Genomic DNA, 20,902 nt, shown 5'->3' with positions numbered 1-20,902 from the left:
TCTTTTCAAACAATTAGCAAGGGTCAATTACACCAAAGTGAAACTTAGCACTTTTTCTTTTGTACACGTGAAAATTGTGTTTTTCAAATCTAGAACTACGGAAATGGTCTTTCAAAACGACACGCTTTCTCGCCACACGTTTCGCTTCCGCAATTGTTTCATCAGTAATATCATGATACAAAGCGAAGTGTTTTAATCCTTTTATTCCATCTGATTCTATAACAGTTTCTTCGAACATTGGATCAAGGTACACAACATCATAACTATTATCTTCACATTGTTTTAAAAATGCGTAATGCTCCGTTTGCTTCACATCGATTCGTTGCATTGCCTCATCAATTTCAGAAACGGATGAAGACCATGTTTTTAAACCATTTCCCATAATATAAGCCATATATTCATTGCCTTCAAGCCCCGTTACTGTTCCGCTTTCACCAACAATATAACTAGCTACAATACTATCTGATGCCATACCGAGCGTACAATCTAACACTGTCATTCCGCTCTCTAATTGCGTGGCTTGTACAAACGGGTCGTGTTCTCCGCGCATTAATCTTTTCACACGAAACATCGCTGAGTTTGGATGAAAGAAAAACGACTCCTCCGTTCCCTTTGGATAAATAGCTAATCGATTTTTCCCTACAACAAGTACATCTTGTTCATACTGCTCATGTAATTTATGTACCGGTATGTCGTTACGTTCAACGAATGAACCATTTAATTCTGTCGCTACGTTGTTTGCATAATCTGTCATTTCTTTATTTGTTCTTCCTGCTGTTGTTACAATCATTTTTTCACCTCTATATAAAGAAAAGAGGGAGATTTACTCTCCCCCTTCTTTAGCAATTCTTTTCGAAAGCTTGTTCTAAGTTCGTAATAATTTCGTCCATAGTTGCACCTTCAATTTCATGACGGTGAATGAAGTGAACAACTTCTTTACCTTTTAACAATGCCATAGATGGTGAAGATGGAGGAATTTCTCCGAAGTATTCACGCATTTTTGCAGTAGCATCTTTATCTTGACCTGCGAATACAGTTACAAGATGATCAGGTTGTTTTTCAGCACGAACAACTGCTTGACCTGCTGATGGACGTGCTAAACCAGCTGCACAACCACAAACTGAGTTTACAACTACTAAAGTTGTACCTGATGCTTTTTCCATAAATTCTGTTACAGCTTCTTCTGTAGTTAACTCTTCAAACCCAGAACGCACTAATTCTTGACGCATTGGGATTACCATTTGGCGCATGTATTCTTCATAAGCATTTGACATCTTGTAATCTCTCCTTCAACTTTCATTCCAAATTCATCATATCACGCTCTATTACTAGGTGCAAAAGAAAGATTACGATGATTTCATTTTTTTGTAGGGATTTCACAAACCCCTTCACGGCAATGTCCAACTGGAACAAGTTTTCTATTGTTAGCGATATAATCGTATACTTTACTTCCAAATCCGAGTACGATAGATAGTTTTATAAAAGGAACAGCAAACCAGTAAGATGGAACAGCCTTTGCTAATACATGTATGCTATGAATTCCTTCATACCACTTATTATTTTTAAAAATATACAATCTTTGTTCCATCTTACTTTGTAGTTCTTGAGAAAGTTCATACTTCTCAACTACATCTTCATCTCGAAATGAAACAAAATTCATCTTACCCTTTTTATCTAATTTTTTCGTACGTTCTGCAACCGCCGTACACATCGGGCACCAACTATCATAGAAAACAATCATACATTATTCCCCTTTACGAGACTCCGTCATTTGTTTCCATACAGAACCTTTTGCTTCTTCTCCGCCTTCAATACGCTCTAATGCTAGACGCGCTTGCATCGCTACTTCAAACTCTGGATCATCTTGCGCTGCTTTTAATGCCGGAATCGCACTTTCATCTCCAAGTTCAAATAAGAACATCGCTGCACGCCAGCGTACTAATTTACTTGAATCTTTCAGAGATTTAATCATAACGAACATCGCTGCTGGATCACCTACGTCTGATAAGCAATCACCCGCTGTACGGCGAACACTTACTGAACGATCTAATAGCGCTTTATATAATAACGGCAATACTCCATCACCTTTTACCATACCTAAATATGCTGTTGCTAAACGGCGGATCGAAACTTTTTCATCATCTAACGCCATCTTCAACACTGGCATATCTTCTTCAGTAGGATCCATTTGTTCTAATGCTGCAAAACGGTTTTTCCAGTCAGCATCTTTCATCATCTCTTCTGTTACTTTATATGGCTCACGCTTTTGAATCGTTACTTCAACAGCACCTGCCTGGTTTAATAATTCTTTAACCGTTTCATTTACACGTTCTTCTGAATAAGCAGCAACAATCTCTTCTACTACTTCTTTCCCTATTTCTTCAAAATTACCGTAACGTGTACTTTGTTCCACCCATTTACGTTCTTTTACAACGTTTGGCGCAGACATTTGTACTTTCATAATTGATTCTTTAAAACGATCTGGTAAACCAACGCGTTCTTCTGTTGTTCCATCAGTTAACTTGACTTGCATTGGAATTGTAAAGAACATTTGAACAAACACTTTCACTTCCCCAAAATGAGCAAGTTGTTGTTCTTCACTTTCTTCTACTACTTCTTCACCGAAAACAGCACGAACTTGTTGTAATAAAACTTTCCAGTCATACTTCGCATTTCGCTCCACTGCTAAAAAGTCGGCTACATGATATACACCTTTAATGCCTTCAATTTTCAAAATTTCTTGCACTTGCATTGGTGCTTGTTCTTTATTTTCATTTGTATAATTATTACGCGCTCCTGCTGGTAATACTTCATTCAAAATAACTTTCATTGTATTTGGACTTGGCGTCGGTTCAATTGCTTTAATCTTCACGTAAAAAACTCTCCTTTATTGCGTGTTCTTAGCTGTATTGTAACATGTTCCACCTCTCTAAACCTACTCCGATGCTTTATTTTGCTGATTTCTTTCCACCATCATACTTTAATTTCCTCAAGCCCCTTCTTATTATGATGCCCCCTCCCGCCTTCTCTCCAAAAATGTAATGCTCTCAATCATAACTTCCGTTATATATATTCTCTTTCCTTGATCATCTTCGTAATTCCTCGTATGAATACGTCCAGTAATTCCAACAAGAGACCCTTTCGTACAATACTCAGTTACATTCTCAGCCGATTTTCTCCAAACGACACAATTAATAAAGTCCACTTGTTGCTCACCTAAACTATTTCGAAAACCTCTATTCACCGCAACACATACTCGTGCATACGCGACGCCTTGCTTTGTGTAGTATAATTCTGGCTCCTTTGTCAATCTACCGATTAATACAACTCGATTCATCATAGGTTATACCACCTCACATATTTTTCTTCATTGTAAAGAAAAATAAAGAGTAAGTAAAAAGGGTAAAATCACTATCTTTGTAAAAGAAACTAGTAATTTAAAACCTAATAAAATAAAAAAAGAAACACTAGATGATTCAATCATCTAGTGTTTCTTTAAATATCAAGATTTTAATTCACTACGATATATCATATCCTCGGCGAGCTCTTTTCATTCCCGTACATTATAGTTTTTTAATTTATATTTTCAACATCTCTTCGTCTTTTATATCCGTACTATTACACGCTTTCAAATAAAAATCAAATTTTTGTGCTGCATCATTTAATGAACCCAATGCATAATATCCCTCTTTGGTTTCCCCCACGCAACCAATTAATGGTGACGAGAGAAAATTTAACATAAAGCTTATTTCATTTAAATCAGGTGGTATTTCAAATCCACTTTCATATTTCAATAACAAATAAATTTCACGAGCTTGAACAATCCCTTTAGTAAACGGATCATTACTTTGATCTGATAAACATTTGATTATCGCTTGAAGTAAAAGCCCTTCCCTAATAATTTTATTACGATCTTCCTCAAGTACTTTTATATTAACTAATCCATTTTGCATAAATATCTTCTTGTAAGAATCTGAATTCATAGGCACTTGTACATGCCATCTTATCAATCTTTCTAAAGAATCTATATCAATTAAAAGGATATTATGTTTTTTTGCCCTTTCTATTAAACGTTCTCCTTGAAATTTTATCCCAACAATTGCAGCATAGTTTGCTTTATGATTCTTTTTATGTTCAACTATGGTATCAAAATCAATAGAACTCTCGGTAACTCCACTATGATAAGTCGTTTTCGCATCTACTGTTACAGAGTAGGCAAATTGAGGAGCTGTTGGTGCATGGAGAAGAATATCAGTTTTTCCAGAACCACCTAAATGTTCAACGTTTAATCCTAATAGATTAAATCCATCTTTTAAGGCTTTTTCAAAATTCTCAGGAGCAGATGATTCTTTTGAGGACAGTCTTATTTTATTTAAACATTTGTCCACAAAATTAGAATTCCCATTCAAATTAGAAGGAACTTGAACTTTAGTTTTTTCAATTGAATTTAACGAAATATAATCTTTTATTAATCCATAAAAATTCATTCCACGTTTCGTCAATCCAAATAACTCCATACCTATTTCCTGAATTAATTTAGCATTTTTTAATATATGTAACCTTTTACGCAGTTCACTTAAGTCTTTATACGAAAAGTTATAAGAAACTTGACCAAGTGTAGCGAGTTGTTTGGAACTTAACTCTCCTTGAGATAGTTCACCTAATATTTCAAATACAAAGTTATATTTTTTATTAATACAGCAGGCAAAATCTATCTCAAAACTTTCAGTAGGGAATTCCCTCCCTAAATTGGTTGTTTGATAGTGTATTTTAGTTTTCCTTTCAATAAAATCTAAATTTGATAACGCCGTCAGAGTCGCATTAACAGAGCTTTCTTTAATACCATAAGTTTCTTTAGAATATTGTATTATTTTCTCAACTTCAATCGGCTTATCCATTAATTGCAAATAGGCATAAGCAGTATCATGCATCACCTGTACATTTCCAGGAAAATATCCTATTCCATTTTTTCTTTGTGCCTTTTCCTCTTCATTAAACTCACACAATTCCAACGCCCACTTTGATATAGGCACCTTTGTTTCACTGGTTGTACTATCTACATCAACTACCATATCTTCACAATTAAAATAACCTACCGTATTTAAAAATTTTTCACCCAATTCAGTAATGCTATAGGTATATGAAAAATCCTCATATTTAATTAGCCCTAGATCTTGAAGCCAAGCTAATCTGTTAAATATTTCAGACTTTCCTTTCCACGGTAATTTATAATCAAATAAAGCAATATCCCTAATCATCTTTATTTGAGCAGGGTTTTCAGATAAAATATAAAGAATCTCTGAAAAAAATCTTATATTTGCATTTATTATTGCTGCTAAGAATAAATTGTCCTTCGAATCTAGCCATTTAATAATTTCATCGGACATTTCCCATCCAGATAAACTTTTTTTTACAATACCAATAGGACGTAAAAAAGTAAATAATCTTTCCAATGTATCTTTCCTACTACTTCCTTCAATGTTAATAGGTTTGTTATAAGGTTTATTTTCTTTTAATGCATTTAATATAGTTTTTAGCGATTCAGGGTAACCTTTTGAACTGCGAGGAATTTTAGGTATTGAAAAGACTTTTATATCCCACTCTCTGCTCTTTGGATAACACGACACTTCAATATCATACATATAAGATCCCACCTCTCTAATCTTGTAAAAACTATTTTTCATTTTAATAACATTAATTTATCTATATAAACAGAAAATATAAAAATATTTATTACTCTACTTTTATAATTTTCTTCAAAAATAAAAAATCCTGCATTTTTCATGCAGGATTTTTTATTAGTCATTTTTCGTAAAGTAAGAAACGAAACGAAGAATTTCTAAGTATAACCAAACTAATGTAAGCATTAGTCCCATTGCAGTGTACCACTCCATATATTTCGGAGCTTGACTACGTACACCATTTTCGATTAAATCGAAATCTAGTAATAAGTTTAATGCAGCAACTACGATAACAACTGCACTAATAATAATACCGATTGTACCGCCTTGGTGAATGTACGGAACCGTTACACCAAACATGTTTAGTAGAAATACGACTAAGTACATAACCATAATTCCAAGTGTTGCTGCCATCACGCCTGTACGGAATTTATCCGTTACTTTTACTACGCGCGTTGCATATAACACTAACATTGCAAATAGAATTGAGATTGTTAGTAATACAGCATTTAAAACGATAGAATCGCCAAACTTCATTGTATAAACAGCTGAAATACTACCTAATACAACCCCTTCTACCGCCGCATAGATTGGTGCACCAAAAGGTGAAATACGCGGGAAGAACATAGACGCAAATGCGATGATTGCCGCAACGATTAAAGCACCAATTAATACTGGCATCTTCATCGTCCCCTGCATCATCTGTATGTATGAATAGACAGACGTTGCAAGTAGCAAGATAAGCATAATAAACGTTTTGCCTACTGTTCCGCCAATCGTCATCGCAGAAGCGCTTGCTCCCTCTTTACGAAATGCCTCTTTTTTCAACATTGGATTAGATGTTCTCATTTTTTCCCTCCTAAAATAGGTTCTACCAATAGTGTAAAGTTTTTCTCTTTACTTTTCAATATATGCAGCTTGTTTTTATTTTAATCCTTCAACGATGTCTGATAGTTCGCTCCATCTTTCCATCGTTTTTTCTAGCTCTTCTTCTGTTTTCTGCTGTGCTTCAGATAATTCTTGTGCCTTTGTGAAATCAGATCCAACTTTCGCAAGTTCTTCTCCAATTGACTCAATTTTCTCTTCTAGTTCGGCAATTGTATCTTCAATTGTTTCCCATTCACGCTGCTCATTGTATGAAAGTTTACGTTTACGTTGTTGTTTCGGCGCTTCTTCTACCACTTTTTTCTCTTTTTGAACTTCCGCCTTCTCAATAAGTTCTTTCGTCTTTTCCATTTCTAAAAAGTCCGTATAACTACCTAGGAATTCACGCACTTCGCCTCCGCCACTAAAGATGAATAATTCATCTACTACTTTATCTAAGAAGTAACGGTCATGCGATACAGTTAAAACGACACCTGGGAAATCTTCTAAATAATCTTCCAGTACTGTTAATGTTTGTGTATCTAGATCATTCGTAGGTTCATCAAGTAATAGTACGTTTGGTTCTCCCATTAAAATACGTAATAAAAATAAACGTCTTCTTTCACCACCAGATAGTTTACCAAGCGGTGTACCATGTGAATGCGTCGGGAATAAGAAACGTTCTAGCATTTGAGATGCACCAATTACTTTTCCATCTGTCGTATGAATAACTTCTGCAATCTCTTTAATGTATTCAATCATACGCTGATTTAAATTCATCTCTTCATTTTCTTGCGTATAATAAGCAACTTTTACAGTTTGTCCTACTTCAACTTCACCACTATCAGGAGATAGCTTACCTGCAAGCATATTTAAAAGAGAAGATTTCCCGCTTCCATTCGCTCCGATAATCCCGATGCGATCGCCCGGCTTCACTATATGATTAAAGTTGTGTAATACCGTTTTATCACCGAATTTTTTCGTTACATCTTTTAACTCAAGTACTTTTTTGCCAAGGCGACTCCCGCTAAGCGCAATATCAACTGACTGCTTTGCAGCCGGTCCTTCTTGACCTTTTAACTCATCAAATCGTTGAATACGTGCTTTTTGCTTTGTCGAACGAGCTTTTGCACCACGTCGAATCCATGCTAGTTCGCGGCGGTATAAGTTTTGACGTTTTGATTCTTGCGCAATTTCTTGTTCTTCACGAAGTGCTTTCGCTTCTAAAAATGTACTATAGTTTCCTTCGTAACTATATAGTTTACCATTGTCTAATTCAAAAATACGATTCGTCACACGATCTAAGAAATAACGATCATGGGTTACAAGTAATACGGCACCATTATATCGTGCTAAATATTCCTCTAACCATTCCACTGTCTCATGGTCAAGATGGTTCGTAGGCTCATCTAAAATTAATAGATCCGGTGTTTCAATAAAACATTGCGCCATCGCAATACGTTTTTTCTGTCCACCAGATAAATTCCCAACAGTTGCTGTAAAATCAGTAATTCCTAATTTCGTTAATAACGATTTTGCATTCGCATTTGCTTCCCATGCACTCATCGCATCCATACGTTGCTGCACTGCAAATAATTGTTCCTGTACTTTTTCATTACTTGGATCTTTTTCGATATTTAATAACGATTGTTCATAATCACGAAGAAGTCGAATTAAAGGTGTATCACCATGGAACACTTGCTCTAATACTGTTAGTTTTTCATCAAACTCTGGTTGCTGTGATAAATAACTAATTGTATACCCACGTGAATGCGTCATATCACCTGTATCAGGAGTTTCTAATCCTGCAATAATTTTTAATAATGTCGATTTACCAGTACCGTTTACACCAATAATTCCGACACGTTGTCCTTCTGTAATACTACATGATAATCCATCAAATAACGGTTTTTCTCCGTATGATTTCGATAAGTTTTCCACAGTTAACATTTTCATATTTGTGCATTCCACTCTTTCATAAATTGTTCAATAAACTGTTCCATATAACGATGTCGAACTTCAGCCTCTTGTTTTGCTGCGTCCGTGTTCATTAAGTCTTTTAGTTTCAAAAGTTTTTCATAAAAATGATTTAAAGATGGATCGTTATTTTTTCTATATTCATCTTTCGTCATCACTTCACGCGGAGGAATAGTTGGATCATACATTAATCTCCCTTTCGCCCCACCATACGCAAATGTGCGAGCTATTCCAATTGCTCCAAGAGCGTCTAAACGATCCGCATCTTGAACAAGCTTTCCTTCAAGTGAATCCACTTTACCGCCATGACCACCTTTATAAGACATATTGGCAATGATATGAAGAACATGTTTACTTTCCTCTTCTTCCACATGTAATTCTTCTAACCAATCAGAAACTTTTTTCATTCCTGCTTCTTCACTTTCATTTAACTTCTCATCTGCCACATCGTGAAGTAATGCTGCCATTTCAATTATAAAACGATTTCCTCCTTCTTGCTCGGATAAAGAAATCGCCAGTTTATGTACGCGTTCAATATGATACCAATCATGCCCACTCGCATCTTTTTCTAAAATATGTTTTACAAAAGTAATTGTTTTTTGAATCTTTTCTTGTTTTGTCATTTTATCTTCACCCAGTTACTTATTGTAACACGCCCGCATTTTTTCATCACATATTTTCTTGTCCGCCCATACACTGAGTGGTAAGCATCATCATGAAGGAGGAATAACTATGTTCTATAATAATCAACCGCCTTATCCACAACAACCATTTTACCCTCAGCAACAGGAACAACGGTATGAAGAACAATATGAGGAATATGGGGAACAAGAACAACAATATGAACAAAATCCATACGAAAAACCGCAAAATCAAGAGCAACAATTTCAGCAAAACGCATACGACACACGTCCAAATTATGATTACCCTCAAAATCCATACGCAGCACCGCAAAATCAAGAACAACAATTTCAGCAAAATCCATATGTAGCACCACAAAATCAAGAGCAACAATATCAACAAAATCCATATGCAGCACCACAAAATCAAGAACAACAATTCCAACAAAATCCATACGCAACTCAGCCGCAAATGTATCAACCAAACTATGGCGCACGTGTTTCACCACCGGCACCACAAACAATTGATCCGACACAACCACAAATTTTACCACCAGGACCAACACTCGATATTACACAACCGCAAATCTTACCACCAGGACCAACATTTGATATCACACAACCTCAAATCTTACCGCCTGGACCAATTACAGAACCAACACAACAACAAATTCAACAAGTTGTCGGTACACAGTTTTTACCTTTAAAGAAACCTGTACTAGATTTCGTAAAACCTTGGGTAGATTACGGTTTAAATGAAGCAAAACATACATCACACAAACATGCTTTAACAGAAGTTGCTGCGATTATGTTTTTAGTTGGGAAAGGATTCAATCCAACGATTGCACATTATATTGTAGAATCTTGGGAGAAGAATGAGCAGTTTTAGGGGTGTTCGTTTCAATTTAAATAAAAAAAGTGTCACAAATGCCTGTTTTATAAGCATTTGTGACACTTTTTGTTTGTTATGTTATATTCTATTCAAAAAAGAATTTCATATTTTTTGTGAGCAAATAATGTCCTTTTGATTAAACTGTATTAGATTATTTTCATTTAAAATACATTTCTACAATAAACCTTGTATTACAATTAACTTGATAAATAGTTATTACCGTTGCCATTGTTGAACTTATGTACGAAATATATACGTTCATTCACTAATTGTTCTCCAATAATACTATGAGTGTATCAATCGTAACTGATTGTTCGTGTTTTGTTAATTTAGTAGCTTCATACTTCTGCAAAGTAAAAAGCATCCAAATGGATACCATTTAAACTGATAATTCATATTTTTTATTTTACATTCTATTTATGATTATCCATTGAATGTTTTTTGATTTACACTCTTATTAAGCATTGAATGATAAGTATCCAGTAATAGTTTTAACTGCATTACAATATTATGTACTTCTTCATTTTCTATCCCTGCACCTAATCGACCAAAATGGATATTCAATTGGTTACAAAGATTATCGTTATAATTTTCTTGTTCTCCATCAAAAATCCAATTATTTTTTTTAACAATTGAAATATAACTACCTAATTCACTAACAACTATATTAATATCGAGGCCCAAGCTATTATAGTTATCAGGTTTTACGTAATATGGAGTAATTAATTTTTGAAACCCCTCAGTCTTACTTCTAATCTCTATTATTGTAGCAATCCTTGTTTTATCATTTATACTTTCTAAAATTTTGTTTGTTTCCTTTTCTATTCTTTCTTCAATTCCTTTTACATTCTTTTCACTTGTAGCGGCATTCTCTTGAGCCTTTTTAGCACTTCTAGCGTTATATAAAGTAGTACCAGCAGCTAAAAGTGCAATTACCGGTGTTGCAGCTTGTACAAAAACTATCCAATTACTCATCAATATGTACCTAATAAAGCAAGAATATCTTTTTTTGGTAGCTTTTGTTTTCTTTCTAATTTATTGTACTTCTCCAGCATTTTTCTATATTTTTTTAGCATAGGTGTATGAATGTTAAAATATGGATAACCTTCACTTTCTTTACACTCTTGAAACCTTTCTTTATCAACAATAAAGTACCTTGCATACATTAACAGTTTCACTTCATATTCATCATTAGCATCAAAACCTTCAAAGTAAATTGTTCGTTTACTTTTGACCTCTTTCTGTTCCTCCTCACCTAAATTATTCGTAGAAAAAACAATTGATCTATACATACCTAAAATATCTAATACTTCTCGGCACTCATCCGAATTTAAACCATCATAAATATGCCCACCAATTTCCTCATAGTGTATTTCATATTCTTCTTCAATGGCTTTTCTATCTACTTCATAATATTTTTGTTCTTAAGGATATAACTTTTCTAAAATTTTATATTGATTTGACAATATTAATCTTTCGACTTTTGTAAATTTCACAACTCCAACTCCTTTATTAATATAAAATCGCTACTAAAACATGTCTTTAATACTATTTATTAAATATGGTATTCCTTTCGAAATACAAATAGATACAAACGCTACTCCGCCTGCCATAATCAAAATTGGATTGAGGACATTAGCTAACTCCTAAATTTGACTCACTCTCTTACCACCCCTCCCATAATAATACAATAAAAGAAGGTGTTTCAATCCTTTAAATCTATTTATTATAATATTAATATTCTGTTACGATTCTTTAGTCAGTAAAAAGCACTCCATAAGGAATGCTTTAATAATAAAATTAAAAAATTCTCTCGAAACTTTCCACTCCTGATTCACCCTTTCTGAATTGCACAACTGAAGTAATTTGTTCTGGATTAATTAAAATATCTCCAATACGAATAAGATTTTTTGCAAAATATTTATCCGAATCCTTCAATATAATATCGAATTCATTCAAATCCATTTCAAATACATACGATTTATCATTTGTAAGATAAACTTTAATTCTTGTTTTGCTACTCATGCTGTCACCACCTTTCCAACTTTTTATACTTCGACAAAATAAAATTATTTCCTTTTACCAAAAGATGTTTTGAATAAGATGATTTTCACATTAGATTAACTATGCATCGGTTTCCCTTTTGTCAATCCCTCATGTAATTACTATAAAAAACTCGTATTCCTTGAATTCGTATACACAACTTATGACATACCCATGCTTCAGGCTAGGAAACACTCTAAAATCGGACAGAATTATTTAGGTTATTCATCAATTCAAATGACCTTAAACGAGTATAGCTACATTAGACAAAACATACAGCAACAAGTAGTGGAAAACTTCGAGAACGTAATCAAATATAATGAAAACACCTGATAAAAAAGAATAAACTTAATGTGCGCATTAAAAATAGCAGAGCCTATACCGTCGAATCGTGAGAAAGAATGGGAAGTTTTAGCTATGTTTATTTTATGTTATATCGAACAAAAAAAGTGTACAAATGCATGTTATACCAGCATTTGTACACTTTTGATTAATTGGTAAAAAAGTAATTAACTCTTCATTCGCAGACTCTCCTACTTATTTTCCATATTTTACATCATTTTTTCTTATAATAACATCGACACTTTATTTCCTATTAATAAGAAAAAGTGGAAATAAAGACACTTGGGGACCTTTCCTTTATACTCCTATTTCCGCAAGTTTTTCTGATAGTATTTTATTAATACCCGAATCTATAAATTCTTTTACTTTACTTGATGAAGTATCGTTTATACCTTGCTCTCAAAATAATATATTTTTAAATTAGATTTCTTTTTTAATAAATCCATATCATTTTTAAATTCGTTACTAAATTGAGATAAAAAAAGAACATAATTTGAACTTAATTGAGCTGAAAATACCTCACCAGGTTCTCCAATTACTTCTAAACCAAAAAATAATTTATCACCTATCTCCTTTTCTGTATAAGAACCTACGTCTAACGGCATTACCAAGTCCGGAAGACTCACTTCTTTTATCATATCCTTATCTTGTTTTTCATATACTATATAAACATAACTCCAATCTTTAGGTGAAATTTTATTATTTACGATTTCAATGACTTCTTTAAACTTACATTTTTTCTCCTCTAAATCTGTATAAAATATCGTTTCACTCTCTACTTTAAATTTATTTTCTATATAATTAAGGTTTATATTATACCCCTTTGGCGTATTTTTAAGAGTTTCATTATAGATGTCTATTAGACTTGCAATATTATCCCTCAAAGTATTATGAAAAACCTCTCCTTTCTGCAAATAATACTCTTCAGGTGTTTTACGTAAACCATCCTCAATGCTTTTAATATACTTACTCTCAATATCTAGATAATCCTCTATCCATACTCCTAATATCGATATTTCTGGATTAGAGATTATACTTTTTAAAACCCTTTCAATTTTTCCGTCTATTTGCTCTTCAAAATTATTGATTTTTATCCATATCTCTTTAAAATTTTCATTATCCTCTTTTTTTGCACTCCAGTTTAGAACCCAACTACTTTTAAAGAATTTACCTAGACTTTCAATTCTATATGCCAATTTTCTCATACTTAATTCACATAATTCTTTTAAATTATTTTTAATACGGTCATCCTTAGTTTCAACTTTAGTTATCAAACTATAACCAATAGGGAATTCATTCTCCAAAATCTCATATACTTTCATAAATTTTTTTCGATTTGTATAATACAAACTGTCCATTTTATCAGCTATATCCGTACAGTTAAGTATGTCCTTCTCTTTATCAAATTTGTCAAAGATATCTTTATAATCTTTTTTTAAAACAACGTCATTAATTGAAATTATAAAAAACTTAATCCCACCTTTGAAATCCTCATTTAAATTATACTTTACGAACTTTTCAAGGCTTTCCTTAAATTTAGTTGCATCTGTTCGAGAAGTCACTTGGAATGCAATACCATTATCGATATCTCCCAAATCTATCCCTGGAAAATTTTTTTCCACCCGATCTAAATCAATTAAATTCAAATCAAATAGTTCATTTAACAAAACAACTGCTAACCCTTGGGATTCTCTATTAATATCATAGAGTGAATTTTCATTATAAATTTCAACTTCTGTTTTCCAATGCGCCAACATCCTGTAAACTTTACTCATATACTCTTTATGTTCCATATGTGTAACACCCCTAATACTAATCAAAAATGATTAAGTTATGATTTTAACTATTAAAATAAATAGTTCTTTTAAGATAAATATTAGATTATTCATCTTAAAAAATCCACATTAAATAACATACTTATGTATTTTCTATTCATTTATAAAGGGATTAATTTACCAAAAGACTATTTGCTCTTATTGTAATTACATAAACTTAGAATTCCTGAACAGTCGGTTCATCCATACAAATAACTTCCCCCGATTGATAAACAAGGTTTACTCTCTATATCCACTTATAAAATCTTATGAACATACACAATAACAAAAGTAATCCCTTAATATGAGCATTAATAACAACCAGAGATTTTAAACTTTGATATTACAGATTTATAAGTCTGTATCGTAAAAGCTTGGGAGAAGAATGAGCAGTTTTAGGGTTGTTCGTTTCAATTTAAATAAAAAAAGTGTCACAAATGCCTGTTTTATAAGCATTTGTGACACTTTTTGTTTGTTATGTTAAATGTCATTTCAATACTATATTACTGCAGTTACCTTTTCTTTCTAGGACCAATAATTAATTTAATCGCCGTTCTTTCTTGATCATTAATAGTAACCTCTTGAAATGCTGGAACGAAGGCTAAATCGATACCACTTGGAGCAACAAATCCTCTCGCGATCGCAATTGCTTTAATTGCCTGATTTAAAGAGCCAGCCCCAATCGCTTGAATTTCTACATTACCACTTGTTCTTAGTACACCTGCAATTGCACCTGCCACTGAATTTGGTTTTGATTTTGAAGATACCTTTAATATATTTTCCATGTAAGTTGCTCCCTCTATTATTTAATCGCTCTTTTGTTACCGTTTAAAATATTTCAACGTATCTTTTACTACTATTCACACCAAAAGCAAACAATGCTACATATGTACATTCATTCGATACTTTTCGTCTTCTTCCTGCCCCACTACGTAAATAAAGGCAAACAACCGTAAACTCTAATATACAAACATTTTAAAAGACAGACATTCGCTTTAACAATCACATCATTGCAACTGAGGGTACTGGTTTTATTTTTACATGTGAAAGTAAAATATGCGTTCCCGCTCCACCTCGACATCCTAATATATTCCACTGATATTTTCATCAAATTATTACCCTTGTCTTCTTCAAAAATGGTTACATCTTCTATTCTATTACTATATTTCATCGTATTAGCACTTTATACTCCAAATCTATCACCTTTTATATAAGACAGGCATAAAATACTATGAGTATACACTTCATTCATAATAGGAGGTAATATATTGGGTTCTTACTATCATTCTTCAAACTCCAATAAAAAATGTTCATGTAAATCTTCTTCTAGCTCATATAAAAAATGCTCCTGCAATTCCTCTTCTAGTTCCTGTAAAAAAAGCTGTCCGGCATACGGCACTTTTTGGCAAACAGAGTTTATAACTGTTCCTTTTGGAGATCCTTTTCCGTTTAATCACGTTGGCCCTATAGCAGGAGGCGTTTCCTTACTAAATCCTACTACGATACAATTTAGTCAAGCGGGTGATTATAGAGTTTCTTTCATTTCAACGATTAACACTACTGTAAATCCTGTGTTTCCACATATTCCAGTCATGACTATATTTCTAAATGACAATCCACTTGCTAATAGTCAAGGTGACTTTGCTTTTCAAATGAATACTTCATCCAATAACGAATGCCTACAACTTGCAGGCGAAACGATCGTTACAGTTACCGCTAATTCAACTCTTCAACTGAAAAATAATAGTGGTTTTAATCGTCAAAGTATTGCAACTTGTGATAATGGTATCAATTCAGTTGAATTAACAGTTATAAAACTAAGTTAATAATCATCTTCACATTCAGATGCTATTTCAGCATCTTTTTTTATTGAATACTGTTCTTTTGATTCCCATTATGCTTTTCTGTTAATCTAATAACATGAAAAAAGTACCGAACTTTTCTATTACAAAAGTTCGGTACTTTTTATATTAAAACCCCTCATTCTTTCTTACTTCTCCACATAAACCGACTTAACAATTGTACGATTGTATGGTTGTCCTTCTTTATTCATCCCTTTTATATCCATCGTAACGTTGTATACTCCTGGTTGCTTTATGTCCTTTAAAGCACCAGAAAATGTAGTATTATTAACATTTTGTAATTCATTATATTCAGAGACTAGTTTTCCTTCTTTATTAACTACTCTTACTGTTATGGAAAGATCCCCTTTCATTTCAGGCGCCACAGGTGATTTTTTCAGTTTATACTCAGATTTATTCACTTTAACTTTTGTAGGCATTTGGAGAACAAATGGCGCACCACTATTGTAATCGCTCACAACTAAATATGCATCTTTCGACTGCTTCGCCATCATTTTAACTTTCCATTCTCCTACATCCATTTTATCAAATTTAAATGTTCTAATTGTTGCACCATTAAAGAAAGATTCACCTTCACCAGCAGTTATAACGCTATCTTTATTTGTATACATTTTTCCTTTTGGAGATATCATTTGCACTTCTACATCAGAAGACGCTGTTAAGATAGAAACGATTCCTTCAGCTTTTTTATCCACCGCAACAGTTTGCTCTATCCACTGATTTTGTGGCAATTCTCCTCCTAGTATGTTTTGATTTGAAGTTGTATTTAATTGTTCTATATTTTCATTTGAACTAGTGCTGGATGCTACTAAAGCTGGTACAGCTACATTTGATGTACGTAAATATGGTTCAATTCGAGAGAAAACAGCAGATCCTTTTCGTATATTATCATGATCAAATTTGGAATCTGTAAATAAATGCGTTCCATACGGTAACTTAGCACTCCACTCATTTACTAATCCATCATTTGAACCGTATGATGACAAATAGAGCCCGCCCATAGATAAAGCAGAAAATACTGGTCCCCAGCTAGTCCCGGTAGCCGTATAGTAACGGTTTAATTTAGCTGCTGGATTATTATCAATCGTTGAACGAAATTTTGCCATTTCCCCCATTTGTAATGAATACGTACCATCATCTTTTTGACCTAATATAGAAGCAAGCCATCCCGCCCACCAACTATATGATAAATCCGCCAAGTTTGATCCATGATGTGGCGTCGCAAGCGTAATAACATTTCCGACAAATCGATTTGCGCCATATCCTACTAATGCAGCCTGTGTATCGATACCGCCTTTACTATGTGCTACAATATTAACTTTTTTACCGAAATGATTATATATTTCTTCTAATTTTTGTGCTAACAATTTTCCGTTGTCCCACTGACTAGCTGAGCCTTTTCCAGCAGCATCATATAATTGTATAAATACTGTTTGATAGCCTGCTTTCAAAGCATAATCATACATATCATTTATATCATGATACACTGTCTTTCCATACCAACTATCAGCATTCCCATTCCTTCCTTGTACAAAAAGAATTGGAGGTTTATTCTCATCATAATTTGCAGGTTTTTGACCTAAAAACCATTCTCCAGGTGTAGCTACTTCTTTATCTGGAAATCCTGTTTTAATTTCTTTTACTTCCTCCGCCTCTACCTTTGTACTAACAGCCATCGGAGTCATAATAAAAAATGCGAGAAGTAATAACATACACCTTTTCAAAATCCTCATTAACATTCCCCCTTTTTTGAAAGGAAGTACTATTTTTACTCTAGTTATTTTATAGGTGGATAAATAGTAACTGTCCTTTCTTATGAAACGATATTCTCTCAACTTGTATTCATTCCTTTTCCTATTAAGCTCATTAAAAATTTCTCAATATATTTCTAACTAAAAAAGCTGCGTATAAAAGGTTTATACCATAACCTTTTATACGCAGCTTCTTTCTTATAAATCAATGATATACTCATCATCATATTTATCATATTGGAGCCCTGACCCTATTTTCGATTCCGTAACTTGATCTCTTAAAAACGGTGCAGTTTCCATTTTGTTAGTTGCAATTTCAATTCCATATTTTTTCGTTAAATGGGCTAATTCTATTAAAAACCACTCTCTTCGCAATGTAACTGGAATATCGAATGTTCTTCTTTTCATATATAATAGCACCTCTTTAATTTTCATAACTTAAAAAACATTATAGTATATGCATGTCCATTTTAAATGTGCTATTAATAAAACATAATTTTAGTTTACATAAAATTATTATGTACCAGTAGAAAGAGGCTTGTCCTCCTCTTTCTACTGTAGAGATTTAAATTAAGAACATCTTGGTACACCGAAAGCTAAGAATAAACCTGCTACTCCTGCTGTAATCGGTACTTTCAAAGTAATTACATCGTCTACTTTCGTTACTAAAAAGTAAGCATTACCTTCTTGTAACACACAATTCACTAACAATTGAAATTCCATTCAAATCTCCTCCTTTCAATCGATATACTATACTTTATGAAATATCGTTAAAAACGTAATAGGAAATACATCCATTTTTCCTTATATACAAAATAATTGTTTATAAGTCTATTAAAAATACTAATTTTCTAAATTTATATAAAACGTGTAATTACCAATAAGTTCCTATATAATCAATAGTGAAAATCTTACAAATGGAGGTATAAAAATGGCGATTTTGAGTAATATTGGTGCAGCTTTATTTTTTATTGCTTTTATTCTTTTGATTTTATGTATCATTTCATTCTTTAAGAAAAATGGAAAAACAAAACAATACGGTCGTCCTACCGTTATTCTTTTTATGATTTCAATTCTCTTAACAGGAATGGGCACTACAAAATCTGAACACCCAGTCATCGATTTTTTTGCTACTTTAAGTTTAATTTTATTTATTTTTTTCCTTGTTTTAGCAATCTTATCTGTAATTAAAAAGACGGGTGTAGCAAAAAAACAATTTATTATCACTGCTATTTTATTTGTCATTTTTGTTACATTATCAAGTATTTCAAACCCTACTTCTGAAAAAACGACAGCAGCTAGTAAAAAAGTTTCTTCTAACAATGCAGAACAAAAAGAGAACGAGAAGAAAAAAGAACTAGAAAAGAAAGAAGCGGACGAAAAAACTCAAAAGCAAGAAGATGAGAAGCGTCTAGCGGATGAACAAGCTCGTAAGCAAGAGGATGAAAAACGCCAAGCCGATGAGCAAGCTCGTAAACAACAAGAAGAGCAAAAACGTCTAGCGGATGAACAGGCTCGTAAACAACAAGAAGAACAAAAACATCTAGCTGATGAACAGGCTCGTAAACAACAAGAAGAGCAAAAACGACAGGCTGATGAACAAGCTCGCAAACAACAAGAAGAGCAAAAACGACAGGCTGATGAACAAGCTCGCAAACAACAAGAAGAGCAAAAACGACAGGCCGGTGAGCAAGCTCGTAAACAACAAGAAGAGCAGAAAAAAGCACAACCAGCTCAAACACAACCAGCTTCTGGAAATACTAGTAATACATACTACAAAAATTGTGCTGCAGTTAGAGCTGCAGGAAAAGCTCCATTATATAGAGATCAACCAGGATATAGCTCTCATCTCGATCGTGATGGCGATGGAATTGCATGTGAAAAATAGTAATGAACAAAGAAGCTTCTAGTAAGCTTCTTTGTTATTACATAGTATTGCGACTAATTATCTCCTCTCTCTTCCTTTTATAAAACTCATTTTATTATTCTCAAAACTGACACACTATAAGTGATTTCAATCACCACATTGATTTTCATTTATCGCTATTCTTAATTTAGATACTATATTAAAACTTTATGGAGGCATTCATATGGAACATACATTTACTGAAACTTCAATTGTTGGTGAGATTGTTACACAGTTCCCGAAAGCTAGTGATCTTTTTAAATCGTATAGAATAGATTTTTGTTGTGGCGGTAATAAGCCACTTATTGATGCAATTCATGAAAGAAATTTATCAGCTTCTGAAGTAATTACAGAGTTAAATACGCTTTATCATAATACGAAACGATTAAATGAATCTGAAATTGATTGGAAAAATGCTTCTTATCGTGAATTGATTGATTATGTAATTCATAAGCATCATCGTTATTTAAATGAAGAGTTACCACAGTTGAGTCCATATGTGGCGAAAGTCTTACGCGTTCATGGAGCGAATCAGCCTCATTTAGCTCAAATTCATAAGCTATTTCATGAACTTAAAATGGAATTAGAACAGCATTTAATTAAAGAAGAAACGGAAGATTTCCCATTAATTTTAGAATTTGAACAAAATCCAACCGATGAAAACTATACAAAATTACGTAAAGTAGTAGATGAACTAGAAAATGAACACAATCATGCCGGAAATATTATAAAAGAGATTCGTAAAGTGACAAATGACTTTACTCCTCCAGAAGGAGCTTGCGGCACTTATCGACTTGTGTATCAACGTCTTGAAGCTATAGAGTCTGATTTATTTGAGCATATTCATTTAGAAAATAATATTTTATTTCCACGTGCCATTACGAGAGCATAAAGTGAAGCTATAATGAGTGGCGGTTTTGTTCATCCCACACTTAACTTCTTTGCTCCAGCCGAGTTTTGAGGTGAAAGTTTTACTCCCCGAATAAATAAGTCGTAGGACATGAGTAGCAATACTCATGTCCCTCTTTTTCATTGTGTGAAAAATATTTATACTTCTCAACTCTCCCTACCCATATAACCAAGCTTCCTATTCTATTCGCTTCTCTTTTCATATAAAACTACAAATCATTATTTACCATATTGCTCTAAG

General features: G+C 33.2%; 20 protein-coding genes and 1 pseudogene. 4 read left to right on the top strand and 17 right to left on the bottom strand.

The window, feature by feature from the left end:
* Window positions 1-13 precede the first annotated feature (13 nt).
* The 9 genes from MHB74_RS10770 to MHB74_RS10730 all read right to left on the bottom strand — a co-directional run bounded on the left by MHB74_RS10770 (window position 14) and on the right by MHB74_RS10730 (window position 9,145).
* Window positions 14-790 carry a class I SAM-dependent methyltransferase gene (locus MHB74_RS10770; protein ID WP_061679553.1) on the bottom strand — a complete coding sequence of 259 codons (777 nt, stop codon included), beginning with the start codon at window positions 788-790 and terminating at the stop codon, window positions 14-16.
* Window positions 791-839: 49 nt separating this feature from the next.
* A complete protein-coding gene (locus tag MHB74_RS10765) occupies window positions 840-1,274 on the bottom strand; it encodes a BrxA/BrxB family bacilliredoxin (protein WP_061679552.1) in 435 nt (144 codons plus the stop codon).
* 83 nt (window positions 1,275-1,357) lie between these two features.
* On the bottom strand, window positions 1,358-1,741 hold the full coding sequence (locus MHB74_RS10760; RefSeq protein ID WP_061679551.1) for a thiol-disulfide oxidoreductase DCC family protein: 384 nt from the start codon (window positions 1,739-1,741) through the stop codon (window positions 1,358-1,360).
* A 3-nt stretch (window positions 1,742-1,744) separates the two neighbouring features.
* A complete protein-coding gene (locus MHB74_RS10755) occupies window positions 1,745-2,872 on the bottom strand; it encodes a conserved virulence factor C family protein (protein WP_061679550.1) in 1,128 nt (375 codons plus the stop codon).
* Between the two features lie 132 nt (window positions 2,873-3,004).
* Window positions 3,005-3,340, bottom strand: coding sequence for a single-stranded DNA-binding protein (locus MHB74_RS10750; protein ID WP_061679549.1), 336 nt, complete (start codon window positions 3,338-3,340; stop codon window positions 3,005-3,007).
* 238 nt (window positions 3,341-3,578) lie between these two features.
* Window positions 3,579-5,642 (bottom strand): hypothetical protein, encoded by a 2,064-nt coding sequence (locus tag MHB74_RS10745; protein ID WP_061679548.1) that lies wholly within the window; start codon window positions 5,640-5,642, stop codon window positions 3,579-3,581.
* A gap of 156 nt (window positions 5,643-5,798) precedes the next feature.
* Entirely contained in the window at window positions 5,799-6,530 is a 732-nt protein-coding gene (locus MHB74_RS10740; RefSeq protein WP_001260655.1) for a Bax inhibitor-1/YccA family protein, read from the bottom strand.
* Window positions 6,531-6,605: 75 nt separating this feature from the next.
* On the bottom strand, window positions 6,606-8,501 hold the full coding sequence (locus tag MHB74_RS10735; protein WP_061679547.1) for an ABC-F family ATP-binding cassette domain-containing protein: 1,896 nt from the start codon (window positions 8,499-8,501) through the stop codon (window positions 6,606-6,608).
* Entirely contained in the window at window positions 8,498-9,145 is a 648-nt protein-coding gene (locus tag MHB74_RS10730; RefSeq protein ID WP_061679546.1) for an HD domain-containing protein, read from the bottom strand. The genes MHB74_RS10735 and MHB74_RS10730 overlap by 4 nt, the downstream gene beginning before the upstream one ends.
* A gap of 109 nt (window positions 9,146-9,254) precedes the next feature.
* Between MHB74_RS10730 and MHB74_RS10725 the strand changes: the two genes are divergently transcribed.
* On the top strand, window positions 9,255-10,031 hold the full coding sequence (locus MHB74_RS10725; protein ID WP_061679545.1) for a hypothetical protein: 777 nt from the start codon (window positions 9,255-9,257) through the stop codon (window positions 10,029-10,031).
* A 426-nt stretch (window positions 10,032-10,457) separates the two neighbouring features.
* Here the strand turns inward: MHB74_RS10725 and MHB74_RS10720 are convergent, their stop codons facing one another.
* The 5 genes and pseudogenes from MHB74_RS10720 to spoVS form a co-directional block, all read right to left on the bottom strand.
* A complete protein-coding gene (locus MHB74_RS10720; RefSeq protein ID WP_061678587.1) occupies window positions 10,458-11,009 on the bottom strand; it encodes a hypothetical protein in 552 nt (183 codons plus the stop codon).
* Window positions 11,009-11,443 (bottom strand): annotated as a pseudogene (locus MHB74_RS10715) (YfbU family protein); the annotation flags it as partial. The gene MHB74_RS10720 and the pseudogene MHB74_RS10715, both read right to left, overlap by 1 nt.
* A gap of 391 nt (window positions 11,444-11,834) precedes the next feature.
* A complete protein-coding gene (locus MHB74_RS10710) occupies window positions 11,835-12,059 on the bottom strand; it encodes a hypothetical protein (RefSeq protein WP_061678589.1) in 225 nt (74 codons plus the stop codon).
* Between the two features lie 746 nt (window positions 12,060-12,805).
* Window positions 12,806-14,212, bottom strand: a complete 1,407-nt coding sequence (locus MHB74_RS10700; protein WP_061678590.1) for an SMEK domain-containing protein — start codon at window positions 14,210-14,212, stop codon at window positions 12,806-12,808.
* Between the two features lie 533 nt (window positions 14,213-14,745).
* Window positions 14,746-15,018, bottom strand: a complete 273-nt coding sequence (gene spoVS / locus MHB74_RS10695) for a stage V sporulation protein SpoVS (RefSeq protein ID WP_061678591.1) — start codon at window positions 15,016-15,018, stop codon at window positions 14,746-14,748.
* A 483-nt stretch (window positions 15,019-15,501) separates the two neighbouring features.
* Here spoVS and MHB74_RS10690 point away from each other — a divergent pair, with 483 nt between their 5' ends.
* On the top strand, window positions 15,502-16,059 hold the full coding sequence (locus tag MHB74_RS10690; RefSeq protein WP_061678592.1) for a hypothetical protein: 558 nt from the start codon (window positions 15,502-15,504) through the stop codon (window positions 16,057-16,059).
* Window positions 16,060-16,223: 164 nt separating this feature from the next.
* On the opposite strand, the gene MHB74_RS10685 is transcribed toward MHB74_RS10690, so the two are convergent.
* The 3 genes from MHB74_RS10685 to exsG all read right to left on the bottom strand — a co-directional run bounded on the left by MHB74_RS10685 (window position 16,224) and on the right by exsG (window position 18,569).
* Entirely contained in the window at window positions 16,224-17,807 is a 1,584-nt protein-coding gene (locus MHB74_RS10685; protein ID WP_374702079.1) for an esterase/lipase family protein, read from the bottom strand.
* Between the two features lie 237 nt (window positions 17,808-18,044).
* Window positions 18,045-18,254 (bottom strand): hypothetical protein, encoded by a 210-nt coding sequence (locus tag MHB74_RS10680; RefSeq protein WP_061678594.1) that lies wholly within the window; start codon window positions 18,252-18,254, stop codon window positions 18,045-18,047.
* Window positions 18,255-18,416: 162 nt separating this feature from the next.
* Window positions 18,417-18,569 carry an exosporium protein ExsG gene (gene exsG, locus MHB74_RS10675; protein WP_000395675.1) on the bottom strand — a complete coding sequence of 51 codons (153 nt, stop codon included), beginning with the start codon at window positions 18,567-18,569 and terminating at the stop codon, window positions 18,417-18,419.
* A gap of 208 nt (window positions 18,570-18,777) precedes the next feature.
* Between exsG and MHB74_RS10670 the strand changes: the two genes are divergently transcribed.
* Together MHB74_RS10670 and ric are read left to right on the top strand one after the other, a co-directional pair.
* Window positions 18,778-19,734: an excalibur calcium-binding domain-containing protein gene (locus tag MHB74_RS10670; protein WP_061678595.1), complete on the top strand. Its 957-nt coding sequence runs from the start codon at window positions 18,778-18,780 to the stop codon at window positions 19,732-19,734.
* A 202-nt stretch (window positions 19,735-19,936) separates the two neighbouring features.
* Window positions 19,937-20,644, top strand: a complete 708-nt coding sequence (ric, locus tag MHB74_RS10665; RefSeq protein ID WP_061678596.1) for an iron-sulfur cluster repair di-iron protein — start codon at window positions 19,937-19,939, stop codon at window positions 20,642-20,644.
* Window positions 20,645-20,902 lie beyond the last annotated feature (258 nt).

Origin of the sequence: Bacillus sp. FSL K6-0069, from assembly GCF_038007785.1 — a bacterium.
Taxonomy (GTDB): domain Bacteria; phylum Bacillota; class Bacilli; order Bacillales; family Bacillaceae_G; genus Bacillus_A; species Bacillus_A mobilis.
This window is presented reverse-complemented; position numbering and strand designations above follow the sequence as displayed.